The sequence below is a fragment of the Terrabacter sp. 2RAF25 genome (assembly GCF_052115265.1).
Taxonomy (GTDB): Bacteria; Actinomycetota; Actinomycetes; order Actinomycetales; family Dermatophilaceae; genus Terrabacter.
In genome coordinates this window covers 263,484-278,947 of the sequence record NZ_JBFRGJ010000003.1, presented here as the reverse complement: position 1 = coordinate 278,947, position 15,464 = coordinate 263,484, and the positions used below count along the sequence as shown (strand labels likewise).

The window sequence follows — 15,464 nt, the reverse complement described above, 5'->3', positions numbered from 1 at the left end:
TCCGGGACGCTCCCCGACACGGGGTCCACCGCGCCTTCGTCGCGTCCTGGTGGGGTGAGGGCGAACGCTGCTGCCCGCCGGCACCGCTGGATGCTCGGCCCTGCGGTCCTGCTCCTCGCGGTCGTCGTGGTGCGGGCGTTCTTCGTGACGCCGTTCGGCATCCCCAGCGAGTCGATGCAGGACACCCTGCTCGTCGGCGACCGGCTCCTGGTGTCTCGCACGACACCGGCGGACCAGCTCGAGCGCGGCGACATCGTCGTCTTCGACGCGTCCGAGGCCTTCAACCTCGACGTGCCACAGCGCGGCGTGCTGCAAAGGCTCGTCGAGGCGGTCGAGAGCCTCGCCGGCAAGGGCCAGCCCACCGACTACGTCAAGCGGATCATCGGCCTGCCGGGAGACCACGTGCGCTGCTGCGCCGCCGACGGCCGACTCGAGGTCAACGGTGTCGCCGTCACCGAGCCCTACCTCGCGGCCGGCGCCCGACCGAGCGCCATCCCCTTCGACGTGACCGTGCCGCCTGACCGTTTCTGGATGATGGGCGACAACCGTGGAGCGTCCGCGGACTCCCGCGCGCATCTCGGCGAGCCGGGTGGCGGCATGGTGCCCGGCAGCGACATCATCGGCAAGGTTTGGGTGCGATACTGGCCGCTCGATCGGCTCGGGCCGGTCGACCAAGGACAAATTGCCTCCGTCCCACGAAATGGTGAGTGATGTCGCAGTACACCGGACGCCCCGAGGACCCCACGCGCGGGCGACCTGTCGACGGCATCGACGAGGGGGACGAGGCCGACGACCTCGACGATGACTTCGACGACGAGCCTCGCGGCTTCATGGGGTCGGTCCTGGCCGGCCTCAAGGAGCTGCTCATCGTCGTCGTCCTCGCGATGGCGCTCTCGTTCGTCGTCAAGACCTGGCTGTTCCAGGCGTTCTACATCCCCTCCGGGTCGATGGAGAACACCCTCGTGAAGGACGACCGGGTGATCGTCAGCAAGCTGACCCCCGGCCCCTTCGACCTCAAGCGCGGCGACGTCGTCGTGTTCGAGGACCCCGGCACGCCGAGCCCGTGGCTCGGCAGCCTCGGCGAGCAGCGAAGCGACGTCGGCGGACCCTTCCACGACGCCCTCGTCTTCGTCGGACTGCTGCCCGAGGACGCCGAGAACCACCTCATCAAGCGGGTCATCGGCCTCCCGGGCGACCACGTCCAGGCCGACGGCAGCACCGGCAAGCTCAAGGTCAACGGCGTCGAGATCACCGAGCCCTACGTCAAGCCCGGAGACTTCCCGAGCGAGGGCAAGAAGTTCGACATCACCGTGCCAGCCGGGCGCATCTGGGTCATGGGCGACCACCGCTCCGACTCCTCCGACAGCCGGTGGCACGACGACGGCACCGGTGCCGCGGGCTCGGTGCCGATGGACAAGATCGTCGGGCGTGCGCTGTTCGTCGTGTGGCCGATCGATCACGTCACCTGGCTCGGCGTGCCCGAGCGCACCTTCGCCCAGGTGCCGGCGCCCAAGCCGGTCAAGGGACCCCTCAACAAGCCCGCCACCAAGGCGACGGTCAACCCGAAGCCCGGAGCCAAGCCGACCGTGCCGGCCACGAAGGTCGCGGCCGGCTGACGACCGCGGGCACCACAGCCATGGCACCTCCAGCTCCCTCCAAGAAGCCGTCCCTCAGGGTCGAGCGCGCCCTGCAACGGTCAGGGCACCGGTTGCTCGCCGGCATGGACGAGGTGGGCCGTGGCGCCCTCGCCGGGCCCGTCAGCGTCGGGGTCGTCGTCATCGACGAGATGGTCCGGTCGGCGCCGGTCGGGGTCAAGGACTCCAAGCTGCTCACGGAGAAGGCGCGGCACGGTCTCGTCCCCCGCATCCAGCGGTGGGCGGTGGCCCATGCGGTCGGGCACGCGAGCAACGACGAGATCGACGAGATCGGCATCATGGCGGCGCTGCGGCTCGCCGGCCTTCGGGCCCTCGACGGGCTCGGGGTCGTGCCCGACCTCGTCATCCTCGACGGCAACCACGACTGGCTGACGGCACCCACCGAGGTCGGCCTGCTCGCCTTCGCCGACGAGTCCGGTCCGGCCACGCCGCCGGTCACGACCATGATCAAGGCCGACATGAAGTGCTCTTCGGTCGCCGCGGCCAGCGTGCTCGCGAAGGTGGAGCGCGACACCCTCATGGTGGCGCTGGGGGAGCAGCACACGGCATACGGCTGGGGGCTCAACAAGGGCTACTCCGCGCCCGAGCACATGGACGCCCTCGCGCGGCTCGGGCCGTGCGAGCTGCACCGCAGGTCGTGGCGCCTGCCCGGCGTCTACGCCGAGACGCAGGTCGAGGTGTTGAATGAGGTCACGGAGACGTTCGCTCCGGTGGCCATGACGGCAGAGCAGACAGGGACGGCGATCAGGTGAGTTCGGAAGATCTCGAGAAGTACGAGACCGAGATGGAGCTCCAGCTCTACAAGGAGTACCGCGACGTCGTCGGCCTCTTCACCCATGTCGTCGAGACCGAGCGCCGGTTCTACCTCGCCAACTCCGTCGACGTGAAGGTGCGCAGCGACGGCGGCGAGGTCTTCTTCGACGTCACGATGGCCGACGCCTGGGTGTGGGACATCTACCGGCCGGCGCGCTTCGTCAAGAACGTGCGCGTCGTGACGTTCAAGGACGTCAACGTCGAAGAGCTGCCCAAGCCCGACATCAAGCTGCCCGAGAACGGCGACTTCAGCTGAGTCCTCGGGGCCGTCTGTCCACACCCCCTCGCCGACCACGTATGCCGTCCACAGCCTCGCGCTGACGGCTGTGCCGCTCGACGTGGCCCGGACAGGGTGGTCCGCATGGACCTCTCCACCCGCGCTCTCGGCGACTACGGCGAACGCCTCGCCTGCCGCTACCTGCTCGCCCACGGGCTGACGATCCTCGACCGCAACTGGCGGTGCGTCCGCGGCGAGATCGACGTCGTCGCCCGCGAGGGCAGCGACCTGGTCGTGTGCGAGGTGAAGACACGCACCAGCGAGGCGTTCGGCGCGCCGTTCGAGGCGGTGACGTGGCGCAAGCAGCGACGGCTGCGTCGGCTCGCCGGGCTCTGGCGTGACGAGCACGCCGAGACGGTGCGCGGGCTCGACCTGCGCATCGACGTCATCTCGATCATGCGACCTCCGGCCGGGCCCGCCCGGCTCGAGCACCTGCGTGGGGTGTGCTGATGGGCGCCGGGCTCGGGCGCACCCTGTCGGTCGGGCTGCGCGGGGTGGCCGGCTTTGTCGTCGACGTCGAGGCGCACGTCACGACCGGGCTCCCCGGCTTCGCCATCAGCGGGCTCGGCGACTCCGCCGTCAAGCAGTCCTCCGACCGCATCAAGGCCGCCGCGGCGCTCATCGACAAGATGGCCGTGAGCCAGCGGCGGGTCACCGTCAACCTGTCACCGGCGGGGGAGCGCAAGGTCGGCACCGGCTTCGACCTCGGCATCTTCGTGGCGGTCGCGGCCGCCATGGACCTGCTGCCGGCCCGGGTGGCGCATGACGTCGTCCACATCGGGGAGGTGGGGCTCGACGGCACGGTGCGTCCTGTTCCCGGCGTGCTTCCGCTCGTCCACGCGGCAGCGCTCGCGGGCGTCCGGCACGTCGTGGTGCCCGTCGCCAACGCGGGGGAGGCGCGCCTGGTGTCCGGGGTCCGGGTGCATCCCGTGGCCGACGTGACCGAGCTGGTGCGACGCTACGGCCACCTCGGCAAGGGGCGCCCGGTGCAGGAGGTCCCGGTCCCGTTCGTCGCCGCGTCCGAGCCCGAGCAGGTGCGCGACCTCAGCGAGGTCGTCGGCCAGGCCGAGGCCAAGCTGGCTCTCGAGATAGCGGCCGCCGGCGGCCACCACCTGCTCCTCGCAGGCCCCCCGGGGGCCGGCAAGACGATGCTCGCCGAGCGGCTGCCCGGGCTGCTGCCTGCGCTCGACGAGGGCGAGTCGATGGAGGTCACCGCCATCCACTCCGTGCTCGGGGCGCTCGGCGCCGGCCACGACGCGCGACTCATCACGCACCCGCCTTTCGTGGCGCCGCACCACGGTGCCTCCCAGGCGGCCGTGATCGGGGGCGGCAGCGGGCGCATCAGACCGGGAGCCATCACCCAGGCGCACCGCGGGGTGCTGTTCCTCGACGAGACACCCGAGTTCGACAAGGGCGTCCTGCAGTCGCTGCGCACGCCGCTCGAGCGGGGTCTCGTGTCGATCGCCCGGGCGCAGGAGTCGGTCACGTTCCCGGCGCGGTTCCAGCTCGTGCTGGCCGCAAACCCGTGCCCGTGCGGCAAGGCCTGGGGCAAGGGGCTCGACTGCACGTGCACGCCACTGATGCGACGGGCCTACTTCGGCAAGCTCAGCGGGCCTCTTCTCGACCGGGTCGACCTGCAGGTTCACGTCCAGCCGCCCGGACTGACGATGGCAGGCGCGGCGCCCGGCGAGCCGACCTCGGTCGTTGCGACGCGGGTGGCGGCAGCTCGTTCGGCGCAGGGTGAGCGCTGGCGCGACGTGCTCGAGCGCAGCCGCGGGGTCAACTCCGACGTTCCCGGCTCCGAGCTCAGGGCCCGACCGTGGAAGTTGCCCGAGGTGGCCACACGCACGCTCGACCACCTGCTCGAGATCGGGGCGCTCAGCCTGCGGGGCTACGACCGCACGCTCCGCTGCGCCTGGACCGTCGCCGATCTCACGGGCCTCCAGCGTCCCGGGCGAGAAGAGGTCGACGTCGCACTCTCCCTGCGACACCGAGCCGGTGTCGCAGCATGAAGGCCGACCAGGTGATGGAGGTGCGTCATGGAGCCTGACCGTCATGCGCGAGCCGCGTTGTCACGGGTCGTGGAGCCCGCCGACGTCGAGGTCCACGCGCTGGTCACCCAGGTCGGCGCCGTCGAGGCGTTCGAGCGGGTCCTCGCGGGGGCGGGCACGCTCGCCCGGTTTCGCTCGAGGGTGGCGGTGCTCGACACCGAGCGTGACCTCGACATCGCGGCCAAGGTGGGAGCGCGTCTCGTCGTGCCCGGCGATCCGGAGTGGCCCGAGCGGCTCGACACGATCCCGGTGCCCCCCTGGTGCCTCTGGGTGCGAGGCCGCCTCGACCTGGCCGAGACGGTCGAACGATCGGTGGCCGTGGTCGGGTCGCGCACGGCGACGACGTACGGCGAGCAGCTCGCGACCGAGTTCGCGAGCGGGCTCGCGCGTCGAGGGTGGACGGTCGTGAGCGGTGCCGCCTTCGGCATCGACGGGGCGGCGCACCGCGGGGCGCTCGCCGTCGACGGTGCGACCATCGCCGTGCTCGCGGGCGGTGTCGAGCGGCCCTACCCCTCAGGCCATGCCGCGCTCATCTCCCGCATCGCGGCCGACGGGCTCGTCATCGCCGAGGTGGCTCCGGGCTCGGCCCCCATGAAGTCCAGGTTCCTGGCCCGCAACAGGCTCATCGCCGGTCTCACCCGCGGCACCATCGTCGTCGAGGCCGACCTCAGGTCCGGCTCGCGCAACACGGTCACACACGCGGTCACGGCCTGTCGTCCTGTGGGCGCCGTGCCGGGGCCGGTCACCTCGATGATGTCCGCGGGGTGCCACGAGGAGCTGCGCAACGGACGGGCGGTCCTCGTCACCTCGGTCGACGAGGTGATCGACCTCGTCGGCGACCTCGGTGACGACGCCGCCGAGCCGGCCCGGGGGCCGGTGCGCCCCGGCGACGACCTGTCCCCGGTAGACGCCGCGGTGCTCGAGGCCGTGCCCTACCGTTCCGCCGTCCCGCTCGACGACATCGTCCGGTCGGCAGCCCATGCGTCGCTCACCGTCCGAGCAGCACTGGGTCGGCTCGAACACCTCGGACTGGTGACACAGTCGGCCGGCACCTGGCGCAAGCGCCCCCAGCGCAAGCGCCGAGCGGGCTGACCGCTCCTCCCGATCGAGAGGACACTCCGTCACGCGCGCCGCGAACGGAGTGTGCTCTTCGATGGCGTGCCGTTCCACATCGAGAAGCGTCGGTCCGGTCGGCTGGCTCGGGCGGATTGCCTTCTCGATGCTTGCGTGGGGGGCTGAGGTTTGCCATGGTGCGGGAGTGACGGATGTGGCGAACGGCCAGGCGGGCGCGGGGGCTGACGTGCTCGAGCGCCACGCCGAGCTGTTGCACGCGTACTCCCGCCACCTCGGCGCGGAGCGTGGGCGGTCCGTGCACACGCGCCGCGCCTACCTCGGCGACGTGCGCCACCTGCTGACGTTCGCGGCCGAGAGGGGCATCGACGAGCTCGGCGACCTTCGCATCGGCGACCTGCGCTCATGGCTGGGGGTGCAGGCCGACGCCGGCGCGGCCCGCGCCACCATCGCCCGACGGGCCGCGTCGGCGCGCACCTTCCTCAAGTGGGCGGAGCACACCGGTCGGATTCCGTCCGACCCATCGCTGCGCCTCGTCGCCCCCAAGCGCCGCGCCGCTCTTCCCGGAGTGCTGCGGCAGGCGGAGGCCACCGAGCTGCTCGACCTCGCCGCGACCCGGGCCGACGACGGTGACCCGATCCACGTCCGTGACCAGGCCGTCCTCGAGCTGCTCTACGCCAGCGGTATCCGGGTCGGTGAGCTCGCCGGTCTCGACATCGACGACCTCGACCTGTCGCAGGGCGTCGTGCGGGTGATGGGCAAGGGTGCCAAGGAACGGATCGTGCCGTTCGGTGCGCCGGCCGGTCGCGCGATCGAGGCCTGGCTCGAGGTCCGCTCCACCCTGGTGGGGGACCACTCCGGTCCCGCGCTCTTCCTCGGTCGCCGCGGACGCCGGGTCGATGCCCGCCAGGTGCGCTCAGCCGTCCACGAGCTGCTCTCACACCTGCCCGACGCGCCCGACCTCGGGCCGCACGGCCTGCGGCACAGCGCCGCCACCCACCTGCTCGAGGGAGGGGCCGACCTGCGCATGGTCCAGGAGATCCTCGGCCACGCGAGCCTTGCCACGACGCAGATCTACACGCACGTCTCGGTCGACCGGTTGCGCCGCAGCTACGAGCAGGCGCACCCTCGCGCCTGAGCCTCCGGCCGCAGCCCCAGTCGGTCAGTCGGTGCCAGTCGGTGCCCTGTTGCTGCTCGAGATGGTGCGGCTGATCACGCAGCCGGTGTCGCCCTGGCGCCGCGGCCGCCCGATCTCGCGCGCGATCATCCGCGCACGGCGCGTCCGCAGTCGGACAGCACAGAGGCCTTCGGACGGCGCGGCCGAACGGGCACGGCTCGGGTTGCCTCAGAGAGGCAGGAGGACGATGCGCGCCCGGCCGACGAAGCCGAGCGGGTCGAGGTACGTCTTGTCGCGCAGCACGCCCCAGTGGAGGCAGACGGCGGGCGAGCAGTGGCCGGTGGTCGAGGCGACGACCCCGATGACCTCGCCGCGAGCGACCGACGCGCCGACCGGCACAGAGCCGTCCACCGGTTCGAACGTGCTCCTCAGCCCGTCGGCGTGGGCGACCACGACCACGCCACGGCCGGCGAGCGTCCCGGCATACGTGACCATGCCGTCGGTCGGCGAGCGAACGGGCTGCCCTGCGGCGGCGGCGAGGTCGACCCCACGGTGCCCTGGTAGCCACGGCTGGTCAGGTGGGTCGAACCGCCGCTCGACGGACGGCTCCGGGTCGAGCGGCCAGGCCCACCGTGCCGTGGGCTGCGAAGGGTCGGCCCCACCCGTACGCGCCGCTGGCGACGCAGGCTGCATCGTGGGACGCGCTGACAAGCTCGGCGCGGCCGTCGCGCCCGTCACCGACGCCGCGGCGACCACCGCTGCCAGCAGTGCTGAACCGATCGACATGAATCCCATGCTGGGGCGTGTCCGCGACGTGCCGGGCGAAGCCGCCCGCGCCTGTGGACGGGCCGCTCTGGCCGCAGGCAGGTGTGGACAGCGCTCCGGTGAAGGAAGCCGGGTCAGGACCTCCCGGCCGCGGCCAGACGGCGACTCGCCTCGAGCAGCACGTCGTCCTTCTTGCAGAACGCGAACCGCACCAGCGTGCGTGCGGCGTCCTGGTCGTCGTGGAAGACCGAGACCGGCACGCCGACCACCCCGGCGATCTCGGGCAGCCGCCGAGCGAACTCCAGCCCGTCGACCGCCCCGAGCGGTGCGGCGTCCGCGATGACGAAGTAGGTGCCGGAGGGGCGAGACACCTTCAGACCGGACGCCTCGAGCGCCGAGCACAGCAGGTCGCGTTTCGCCTGGAGCGAGTCGCGCAGCCCGGCATACACGGGGTCGCCGAGTCCGAGGGCCAGTGCGACCGCAGGCTGGAAGGGCCCGGACGCGACGTAGGTGAGGAACTGCTTGACCGTGCGTGCCGCGGCGACCGCCTCCGCGGGCCCCGACAGCCAGCCGACCTTCCACCCGGTCGCGGAGAAGGTCTTGCCGCCCGACGAGATGGTGATGGTGCGGTCGAACATCCCCGGCAGGGTGGCCATCGGCACGTGCTCGGTCCCGTCGAAGACCAGGTGCTCGTAGACCTCGTCGGTGACGACCCACGCGTCGTGCTCGCGCGCCAGCGACGCGACCAGCTCGAGCTCTTCGCGGGTGAACACCTTGCCGGTCGGGTTGTGCGGGGTGTTGAGCAGGACGAGCCGGGTGCGCGACGAGAACGCGGCCCTCAGCGACGCCTCGTCGACGGAGAAGTCGGGAAAGCGCAGCACGGACGTGCGGCGCGTCGCGCCCGCGAGGGCGATGGTGGCGGCATACGAGTCGTAATAGGGCTCGAAGGTGACGACCTCGTCACCCGGCTCGCACAGCGCCAGCACGACAGCCGCGATCGCCTCGGTGGCCCCGGCGGTCACGAGCACCTGGGAGCGCGGGTCGAGCGTGATGCCGTAGAAGCGCTGCTGGTGCCGAGCCACCGCGTCGAGCAGCTCTGGCACGCCGGGACCCGGCGGGTACTGGTTGCGACCCCCGTCGATGGCTGCCTTCGCCGCAGCGAGCATCTCGGCCGGTCCGTCGGTGTCGGGGAAGCCCTGCCCGAGGTTGATGCTGCCCGTCTGCGTCGCGAGGGCCGACATCTCGGCGAAGATCGTCGTCCCGAAGGGCTGCATGCGTGTGATGAGCGGCGTGGCCATGGCCCGAGCGTATCCACGGGCGGGTCCGGGCATCCCGGGGACGCGAGAGCCCCCGCCCGGCAGGGGCAGGGGCTCTCGTGGGTTCGCGGGGTGCTGTGGAGGGGGCGTGCCGCGAACCGGCAGCACCCACCCGGTCAGGGGTCTCGGTGGGGTCTGCCACCCCCACCATCGCTCCAGCCGGCGAAGTGTTACGCCTTGTCCGCAATTGGGTAGCACGGGCGCCGAGTATGCCGCCCTGGTGGGCTCGGGACCGAGCGCTCAGGCGGGCGAGCGGTCGCCCAGTCCGCAGGCGGTGATGCGGTAGAGGGTGTAGTCGCCGTCGGTCCTGACCGGCTCGACCCCGTCGTTGTCGGCGAGGTGCTCCAGGCCCGAGCTGCGCTCCGGACGGTCGAGCCAGTAGACGTGGTTCGAGTCGATCGCCCACCGGATGTCGTGGCGAGCCAGCGCCTCACACACGTCGGGGCGGTCGGCCAGGTTGTCGAAGCCCGTGCCGATGAGGATCTCGTCGCCGGTCGTGGGGATGGGGATCGAGCGGTAGAGCGTGTTGGTGCCGAAGAGGGCCCACATGAGCGGCGAGCCGTTCTCGGGCCGGCCGACGACGCCTTGCCCGACCGGGATGAGCGCACCCAGGCGGCGCAACGACTCCTGCCCCTCGAAGCCGAGGATGACGCGGTCGGCAGAGCCGGGCTGGAAGAAGCCGGTGAGCATCCGGTGGCGCGTCGTCGCGTTGAGTCCCAGGGTGAGGACCGGAAGGACCAGCAACGCCACCACGGCTGCGGCGACGGGCCGGGCCTCGAGCCGGGCCCCCACGCGCGGCGTGCGTCGCAGCAGCTCACGCAGGGCCGGCGCGGCCGCCGCGACGAGCACGACACCCGGGACTGCTGCCAGAGCGGCGAGCCGGACCTTGTCGTTGTACCAGTAGCCGGTGATGAGCGCCGTCCACGAGGCCGTCGAGGAGGCGGCCATGACGTAGAGCACGACGCACGAGACCCACATGGCGACCACGGGGATCGCGGCCCGGGCCCGCAGGGCGATCCACGCGATGCCGAGGGCGAGCAGGACGACGAGGCCCCAGAGCACGCTCGCGATCTGCAGCCGGCCGCCCACGACCTCGACGAGAGCGGTCCAGATGGAGACCCGGTCGGTCCACTCGTACGACTGGGTCGAGGCGAGGCGCGCGGAGACGACCGGCGCCGCGACGAGGCCGCCGACACCGACGACGGCCACGACGGCGAGGTCGCGGGTCACGACCGGCCACGACAGGTGGTGCAGCAGCCCGGCCCGCAGTCGCGCGGCGACGAACCAGACCAGGGCGAAGAGCACGAGGGCCACGAGGGCGTTCGGCTGGATGAGCGCCAGACCGGGAAGGGCGGCGGCGAAGCCGAGCCACTGACCGATGCGCTTCGACCGGGCGGCCTGCAGCATGAGCGCCAGGGCGCCCGGGGTCAGTGCGGTCGCCATCAGGTTGGGCCACAGGACCCCCCACCCGAGGAGCGTCGTCGGGAAGGCGATGAACGCCGCGGAGGCGAACCCGGCGGCATACGTGACGAGACGAGAGGTCCCGAGAGCGTGACGCACGAGGGCGACGCACCCGACGGGCCAGACGACGGCGGCGAGCACCACGGTGGCGACGTTCGTGCCGGGCAGCACGTCGGCGACACCGGGCAGCAGGCTGGTGGCTATCCAGGCGTGAAAACCGTTGGGGTAGAAGGTCGGGTTGACGATCGAGAAGTTGCCGCTCTCGAGGAAGGTGCGGATGCGGTCGAGGTGGTAGACGGCGTCGGGGCTGTCGACGAGCTCGTCGGGCCGGCCGATCGCGGGCAGGATCGTCGCGAGCGCGAGCACGACGCCGACGGCGATGGCGACGACCGCATCAGGTCGGGGACGGCCGAGGAAACGCCTCGCTGTGCCGAGGTCGGGGTCGTGCCGGCCGAAGAGTCGCATGCCGAGCATGGCGACGCCGACCGACGCGAGGGTCACCACGAGCAGGGGTAGCAGCCCCCAGCGCACCCCGGCGCGCTGGGCCACGGTGGCGAAGGTGGCGATGAGGCCTGTGGACACGGCGGGGGAGACGGCGAGCGCCTCGAGTCCGCGGGCGCCCAGGGCGCGCACGATCAGCCAGCCCGGAAGCAGCAGCACGGCCGAGAGGACGACGAAGGCCGGGATCATCACCAGCCAGTCCACCATGCCGGCCATTGTGTCCTGTCGCTTCGATTTCTCCACCACCCGGGTCAGGACGTACGATGGGCGGCGGTCACGTGTGCTCGTCACGCGCGACCGCAATTCGCGCGTCTTCTGCCGGTCCACCGGACCGGGTCTCACCACGGCAGTCCCCACCTTCGGGCGGGGCGGGGTGCGTCAGGCGCCAGGAGTGAGGCCGTATGCCGTACGGCGGGCACGTGCACGCACGTGTCCGACCACGGCGCGGTCCACGAACAACTGACAACGACACAAGGGAGAACACGGCATGGCCGTCGTCACCATGCGCCAGCTCCTCGAGAGCGGCGTCCACTTCGGGCACCAGACCCGTCGCTGGAACCCCAAGATGAAGCGCTTCATCATGACCGAGCGCAACGGCATCTACATCATCGACCTGCAGCAGTCGCTGACGTACATCAACAACGCGTACGACTTCGTCAAGGAGACGGTCGCCCACGGTGGCACCATCCTCTTCGTCGGCACGAAGAAGCAGGCCCAGGAGCCCATCGCCGAGCAGGCGACGCGCGTCGGCATGCCGTACGTCAACCACCGCTGGCTCGGTGGCATGCTCACCAACTTCCAGACGATCTCCAAGCGCCTCACGCGCCTCAAGGAGCTCGAGGAGCTGAACTTCGACGACGTGGCCGGCTCGGGCTACACGAAGAAGGAGCTGCTCATCCTCAAGCGCGAGAAGGACAAGCTGGAGAAGACCCTCGGCGGCATCCGCACGATGGCCAAGGTTCCCTCGGCCGTCTGGATCGTCGACACGAAGAAGGAGCACCTCGCGGTCGACGAGGCGCGCAAGCTCGGCCTGCCGGTCATCGCGATCCTCGACACCAACTGCGACCCCGACGAGGTCGACTACAAGATCCCCGGCAACGACGACGCCATCCGCTCGGTCACCCTGCTGACGCGGGTCGTCGCCGACGCCGTCGCCGACGGTCTCGTCCAGCGCTCGTCGGGCAAGTCCGGCTCCGACACGCAGGCCGAGGAGCCGCTGGCCGAGTGGGAGCGTGAGCTCTACGCCGACGCCGCCGCGACCGAGGCTCCTGCTGGCGCCGCCGAGATCGACGCCGCCGAGGCCGCTGCCGATGCGCCGGCCGAGACCCCCGTCGAGACGCCGGCCCCCGAGGTCGCCGCCGAGATCGCCGTCGACGCCCCTGCCGAGGCTGCTGCCGAGAAGGCCTGAGGCCTTCTCTCCCAGCCACTTCGAGTCATCCACATCTGACGAAAAGAGCGATACAGAGCATGGCGAACTACACCGCCGCTGACATCAAGGCGCTGCGCGAGCAGACCGGCGCCGGCATGATGGACGTCAAGAAGGCCCTCGACGAGGCCGACGGCGACCGCGCCAAGGCCGTCGAGATCCTGCGCGTCAAGGGCCTCAAGGGCGTCACGAAGCGTGAGGGCCGCTCGGCCTCCAACGGCCTCGTGGCCGCGTCGGCCACCGACGGCGTCGGCACGCTGGTCGAGGTCAACTGCGAGACCGACTTCGTCGCGAAGGGCGAGAAGTTCATCGCCCTCGCCGACCAGGTCCTCGCGCAGGCCGTCTCGGCCGGCGCCACGGACGCCGACTCGCTTCTCAAGAGCACGCTCGACGACGGCAAGACCGTCCAGGAGCTCCTCGACGAGGCCAACGCGACCATCGGCGAGAAGATCGAGGTCCGCCGCGTGGCGCGCCTCGAGGGCGACAAGGTCGTCTCCTACCTCCACAAGACGAGCCCCGACCTGCCCGCGCAGATCGGCGTCCTCGTCGCGCTCGAGGGTGGCGACGAGGCCGTGGGCCGCGACGTCGCGATGCACATCGCGGCGTTCAGCCCGACCGTCCTCACGCGCGACGACGTCCCGGCCGAGACGGTCGAGAACGAGCGTCGTGTCGCCGAGGCCACGGCCAAGGAGGAGGGCAAGCCCGAGGCTGCCCTGCCGAAGATCATCGAGGGTCGTGTCAACGGCTTCTTCAAGGAGAACGTCCTGCTCGAGCAGCCGTTCGCCAAGGAGCCGAAGAAGACGGTCGCCAAGGTGCTCGAGGAGGGCGGCGCCTCGGCGAAGTCCTTCGCGCGCTTCCGCGTCGGCCAGTGAGTCACTGAGCGCACGACACTCGTCGACCCAGCGCAGCGCCGACCGCGCAGCACGACGACGTATGCCGGTCGCCCCAGTCGGGGCGGCCGGCATCGTCGCGTCCGGGGCCGGTCTGTCTCGGCGTCTGGTTCCGCGTCTGTTTACGCGCGCTGCCCGCGAACACCTTCAGCCAGAGGAGAGCCCATGGTCACCACCCCCGCAGACGTCGCCGTGACGGACGCCCCCCTCACCGTCGCAATCACCCGACGCGTGGCGCCCGAGGACGAGCTGCTCATGCAGGCATGGGTGCACGCCGGCACGTCGATGGCCGAGCGGTTCGAGGGCTTCCTCGGGGCGGGCTGGGTGCGGTCGGGCGTCGAGGACTGGCACATGCTCTACCGGTTCGCCTCTCGCGCGCACCTGGATGCCTGGGAGCGCTCGCCGGAGCGCATCCGGTGGCTGCGCTCGGCCGCCGACCTCGTCGAGCACCGCCGGACGGAGTACCGCACCGGCATCGAGGGCTGGTTCGACGAGCCGGCGTCGCGCTCGGTCGAGGAGCCCGGCGCTCCTGGTCCGGCCGCCCCGCCTCGGTGGAAGCAGGCGAGCGTCATCTGGCTCGCCTTCTTCCCGACGAGCCTCGCCCTGACCTTCCTGCTCATGCCCTTCAGCGCCGACTGGTCGCCGGTGGTGCGGGTGCTCGTGACCACGCTCGTGGCGACGCCGTGGATGACGTACGTCTTCCTGCCGTTCGTGACGCGGCTGTTCGCACGCTGGCTGCGCGCCGACTGAGTCGTCGCACGCCCGATTTCTTTGTGCGACAGGGGTTTGTCTCGCACGTCACAGCGTGGCTGTCTGCTCGCTCACAGCGCTCCGGATACCCGCAGGGGTACCGTCGGAGCATGACCACCACCATGAGGTCACTCGTGGTCCTGGGAGCGGGCACGGCCGGCACCATGGTCGTCAACAAGCTGCGGCACCGCCTTCCCGCCAGCGAGTGGCGCATCGCCGTCGTCGACCGGGACGACGTCCACGACTACCAGCCGGGCTACCTCTTCCTGCCGTTCGGGCTCATCGAGCCGGGGCAGGTGCGCCGGAGCCGTCACGGCCTCATCGCCGACGGGGTGGAGCTCGTGCTGGGCGAGGTCGACAGGGTCGACCCAGCGGCGCGCGAGGTCTCACTCGTCGACGGCCGCACCCTCGCCTACGACGACCTCGTCATCGCCACCGGCACGACGCCTCGGCCCGACCAGACGCCGGGCATGCTCGGACCGCAGTGGCACCGCAGCGTCGGCGAGTTCTACACGTACGAGGGCGCGTTGGCGCTGCGCGAGGCGCTGGCCGGCTTCTCGGGCGGCCGGCTCGTGGTCCACGTCACCGAGCTGCCGATCAAGTGCCCGGTGGCACCTCTCGAGTTCGCGTTCCTCGCCGACGACTTCCTGCGTGGACGCGGGCTGCGCGACCGCACCGAGATCGTCTACGTGACCCCGCTGGACGGCGCGTTCACGAAGCCGGTGGCGAGCCGCGAGCTCGGCCACCTGCTCGACGACAAGGGAATCACCCTCGAGACCGACTTCCTGGTCGAGCGCGTCGACCAGGAGCGGCGCCTTCTCGTCTCCTACGACGAGCGGGAGATCGCCTACGACCAGCTCGTGACGGTCCCGCTCAACATGGGCGCCGACTTCCTGGCACGGTCGGGGCTGGGCGACGAGCTGAACTACGTGCCCGTCGACAAGCACACGATGCTCTCGACCGAGCACCCCTCGATCTTCGTCCTGGGCGATGCGAGCAACATCCCGACCTCCAAGGCCGGATCCGTGGCCCACTTCTCCGTCGAGGTCTTCGTCGACAACTTCCTCCAGCACGCCGTCGGCCGGCCGATGACGCACCGGTTCGACGGACACGCCAACTGCTTCGTCGAGTCGGGCGGCGGCAAGGCCATGCTCCTCGACTTCAACTACGACACCGAGCCGCTGACCGGCACCTTCCCGCTGCCCCGCCTCGGCCCGATGAAGCTGCTCAAGGAGTCGCGCGCCAACCACCTCGGCAAGCTCGCGTTCCGCCACCTCTACTGGAACCTGCTGCTTCCCGGACGACCACTCGGCCTGCCCGCGCAGATGTCGATGGCGGGGAAGGTCCCCGCCGCGTGAGTGCCTGAAAGGA

General features: G+C 71.2%; 15 protein-coding genes. 12 read left to right on the top strand and 3 right to left on the bottom strand.

Annotated elements, in window-relative coordinates; translation table 11 throughout:
* Positions 1-54: 54 nt before the first annotated feature.
* The 8 genes from lepB (AB4091_RS10240) to AB4091_RS10205 all read left to right on the top strand — a co-directional run bounded on the left by lepB (AB4091_RS10240) (position 55) and on the right by AB4091_RS10205 (position 7,005).
* Positions 55-711 carry a signal peptidase I gene (lepB, locus tag AB4091_RS10240; RefSeq protein ID WP_442291646.1) on the top strand — a complete coding sequence of 219 codons (657 nt, stop codon included), beginning with the start codon at positions 55-57 and terminating at the stop codon, positions 709-711.
* Positions 711-1,616: a signal peptidase I gene (gene lepB, locus AB4091_RS10235; protein WP_442291645.1), complete on the top strand. Its 906-nt coding sequence runs from the start codon at positions 711-713 to the stop codon at positions 1,614-1,616. Before lepB (AB4091_RS10240) ends, lepB (AB4091_RS10235) begins: the two co-directional genes overlap by 1 nt.
* 20 nt (positions 1,617-1,636) lie before the next feature.
* The gene (locus AB4091_RS10230) at positions 1,637-2,407 is read left to right on the top strand and encodes a ribonuclease HII (protein ID WP_442291644.1); all 771 of its coding nucleotides are present in this window, start codon (positions 1,637-1,639) and stop codon (positions 2,405-2,407) included.
* Positions 2,404-2,724: a DUF2469 domain-containing protein gene (locus tag AB4091_RS10225; RefSeq protein ID WP_028785386.1), complete on the top strand. Its 321-nt coding sequence runs from the start codon at positions 2,404-2,406 to the stop codon at positions 2,722-2,724. Before AB4091_RS10230 ends, AB4091_RS10225 begins: the two co-directional genes overlap by 4 nt.
* A 105-nt stretch (positions 2,725-2,829) precedes the next feature.
* On the top strand, positions 2,830-3,195 hold the full coding sequence (locus AB4091_RS10220; RefSeq protein WP_442291643.1) for a YraN family protein: 366 nt from the start codon (positions 2,830-2,832) through the stop codon (positions 3,193-3,195).
* On the top strand, positions 3,195-4,757 hold the full coding sequence (locus tag AB4091_RS10215; RefSeq protein WP_442291642.1) for a YifB family Mg chelatase-like AAA ATPase: 1,563 nt from the start codon (positions 3,195-3,197) through the stop codon (positions 4,755-4,757). Before AB4091_RS10220 ends, AB4091_RS10215 begins: the two co-directional genes overlap by 1 nt.
* A 27-nt stretch (positions 4,758-4,784) precedes the next feature.
* On the top strand, positions 4,785-5,888 hold the full coding sequence (gene dprA, locus AB4091_RS10210; protein WP_442291641.1) for a DNA-processing protein DprA: 1,104 nt from the start codon (positions 4,785-4,787) through the stop codon (positions 5,886-5,888).
* Between the two features lie 166 nt (positions 5,889-6,054).
* Positions 6,055-7,005 carry a tyrosine recombinase XerC gene (locus AB4091_RS10205; protein WP_442291640.1) on the top strand — a complete coding sequence of 317 codons (951 nt, stop codon included), beginning with the start codon at positions 6,055-6,057 and terminating at the stop codon, positions 7,003-7,005.
* 207 nt (positions 7,006-7,212) lie between these two features.
* Here the strand turns inward: AB4091_RS10205 and AB4091_RS10200 are convergent, their stop codons facing one another.
* The 3 genes from AB4091_RS10200 to AB4091_RS10190 all read right to left on the bottom strand — a co-directional run bounded on the left by AB4091_RS10200 (position 7,213) and on the right by AB4091_RS10190 (position 11,234).
* Positions 7,213-7,770, bottom strand: a complete 558-nt coding sequence (locus AB4091_RS10200) for a murein hydrolase activator EnvC family protein (RefSeq protein WP_442291639.1) — start codon at positions 7,768-7,770, stop codon at positions 7,213-7,215.
* Between the two features lie 113 nt (positions 7,771-7,883).
* A complete protein-coding gene (locus AB4091_RS10195; RefSeq protein ID WP_442291638.1) occupies positions 7,884-9,047 on the bottom strand; it encodes a pyridoxal phosphate-dependent aminotransferase in 1,164 nt (387 codons plus the stop codon).
* Between the two features lie 258 nt (positions 9,048-9,305).
* Positions 9,306-11,234 (bottom strand): DUF6541 family protein, encoded by a 1,929-nt coding sequence (locus AB4091_RS10190; RefSeq protein ID WP_442291637.1) that lies wholly within the window; start codon positions 11,232-11,234, stop codon positions 9,306-9,308.
* Between the two features lie 280 nt (positions 11,235-11,514).
* Here AB4091_RS10190 and rpsB point away from each other — a divergent pair, with 280 nt between their 5' ends.
* From rpsB to sqr, 4 genes are all read left to right on the top strand, one after another.
* A complete protein-coding gene (gene rpsB / locus AB4091_RS10185) occupies positions 11,515-12,435 on the top strand; it encodes a 30S ribosomal protein S2 (RefSeq protein WP_442291636.1) in 921 nt (306 codons plus the stop codon).
* Positions 12,436-12,494: 59 nt separating this feature from the next.
* Positions 12,495-13,325 carry a translation elongation factor Ts gene (gene tsf, locus AB4091_RS10180; RefSeq protein ID WP_442291635.1) on the top strand — a complete coding sequence of 277 codons (831 nt, stop codon included), beginning with the start codon at positions 12,495-12,497 and terminating at the stop codon, positions 13,323-13,325.
* A gap of 183 nt (positions 13,326-13,508) precedes the next feature.
* Entirely contained in the window at positions 13,509-14,093 is a 585-nt protein-coding gene (locus AB4091_RS10175) for an antibiotic biosynthesis monooxygenase (protein WP_442291634.1), read from the top strand.
* A gap of 110 nt (positions 14,094-14,203) precedes the next feature.
* Entirely contained in the window at positions 14,204-15,451 is a 1,248-nt protein-coding gene (gene sqr / locus AB4091_RS10170; protein WP_442291633.1) for a type III sulfide quinone reductase, selenoprotein subtype, read from the top strand.
* The last annotated feature ends 13 nt before the right edge of the window (positions 15,452-15,464 follow it).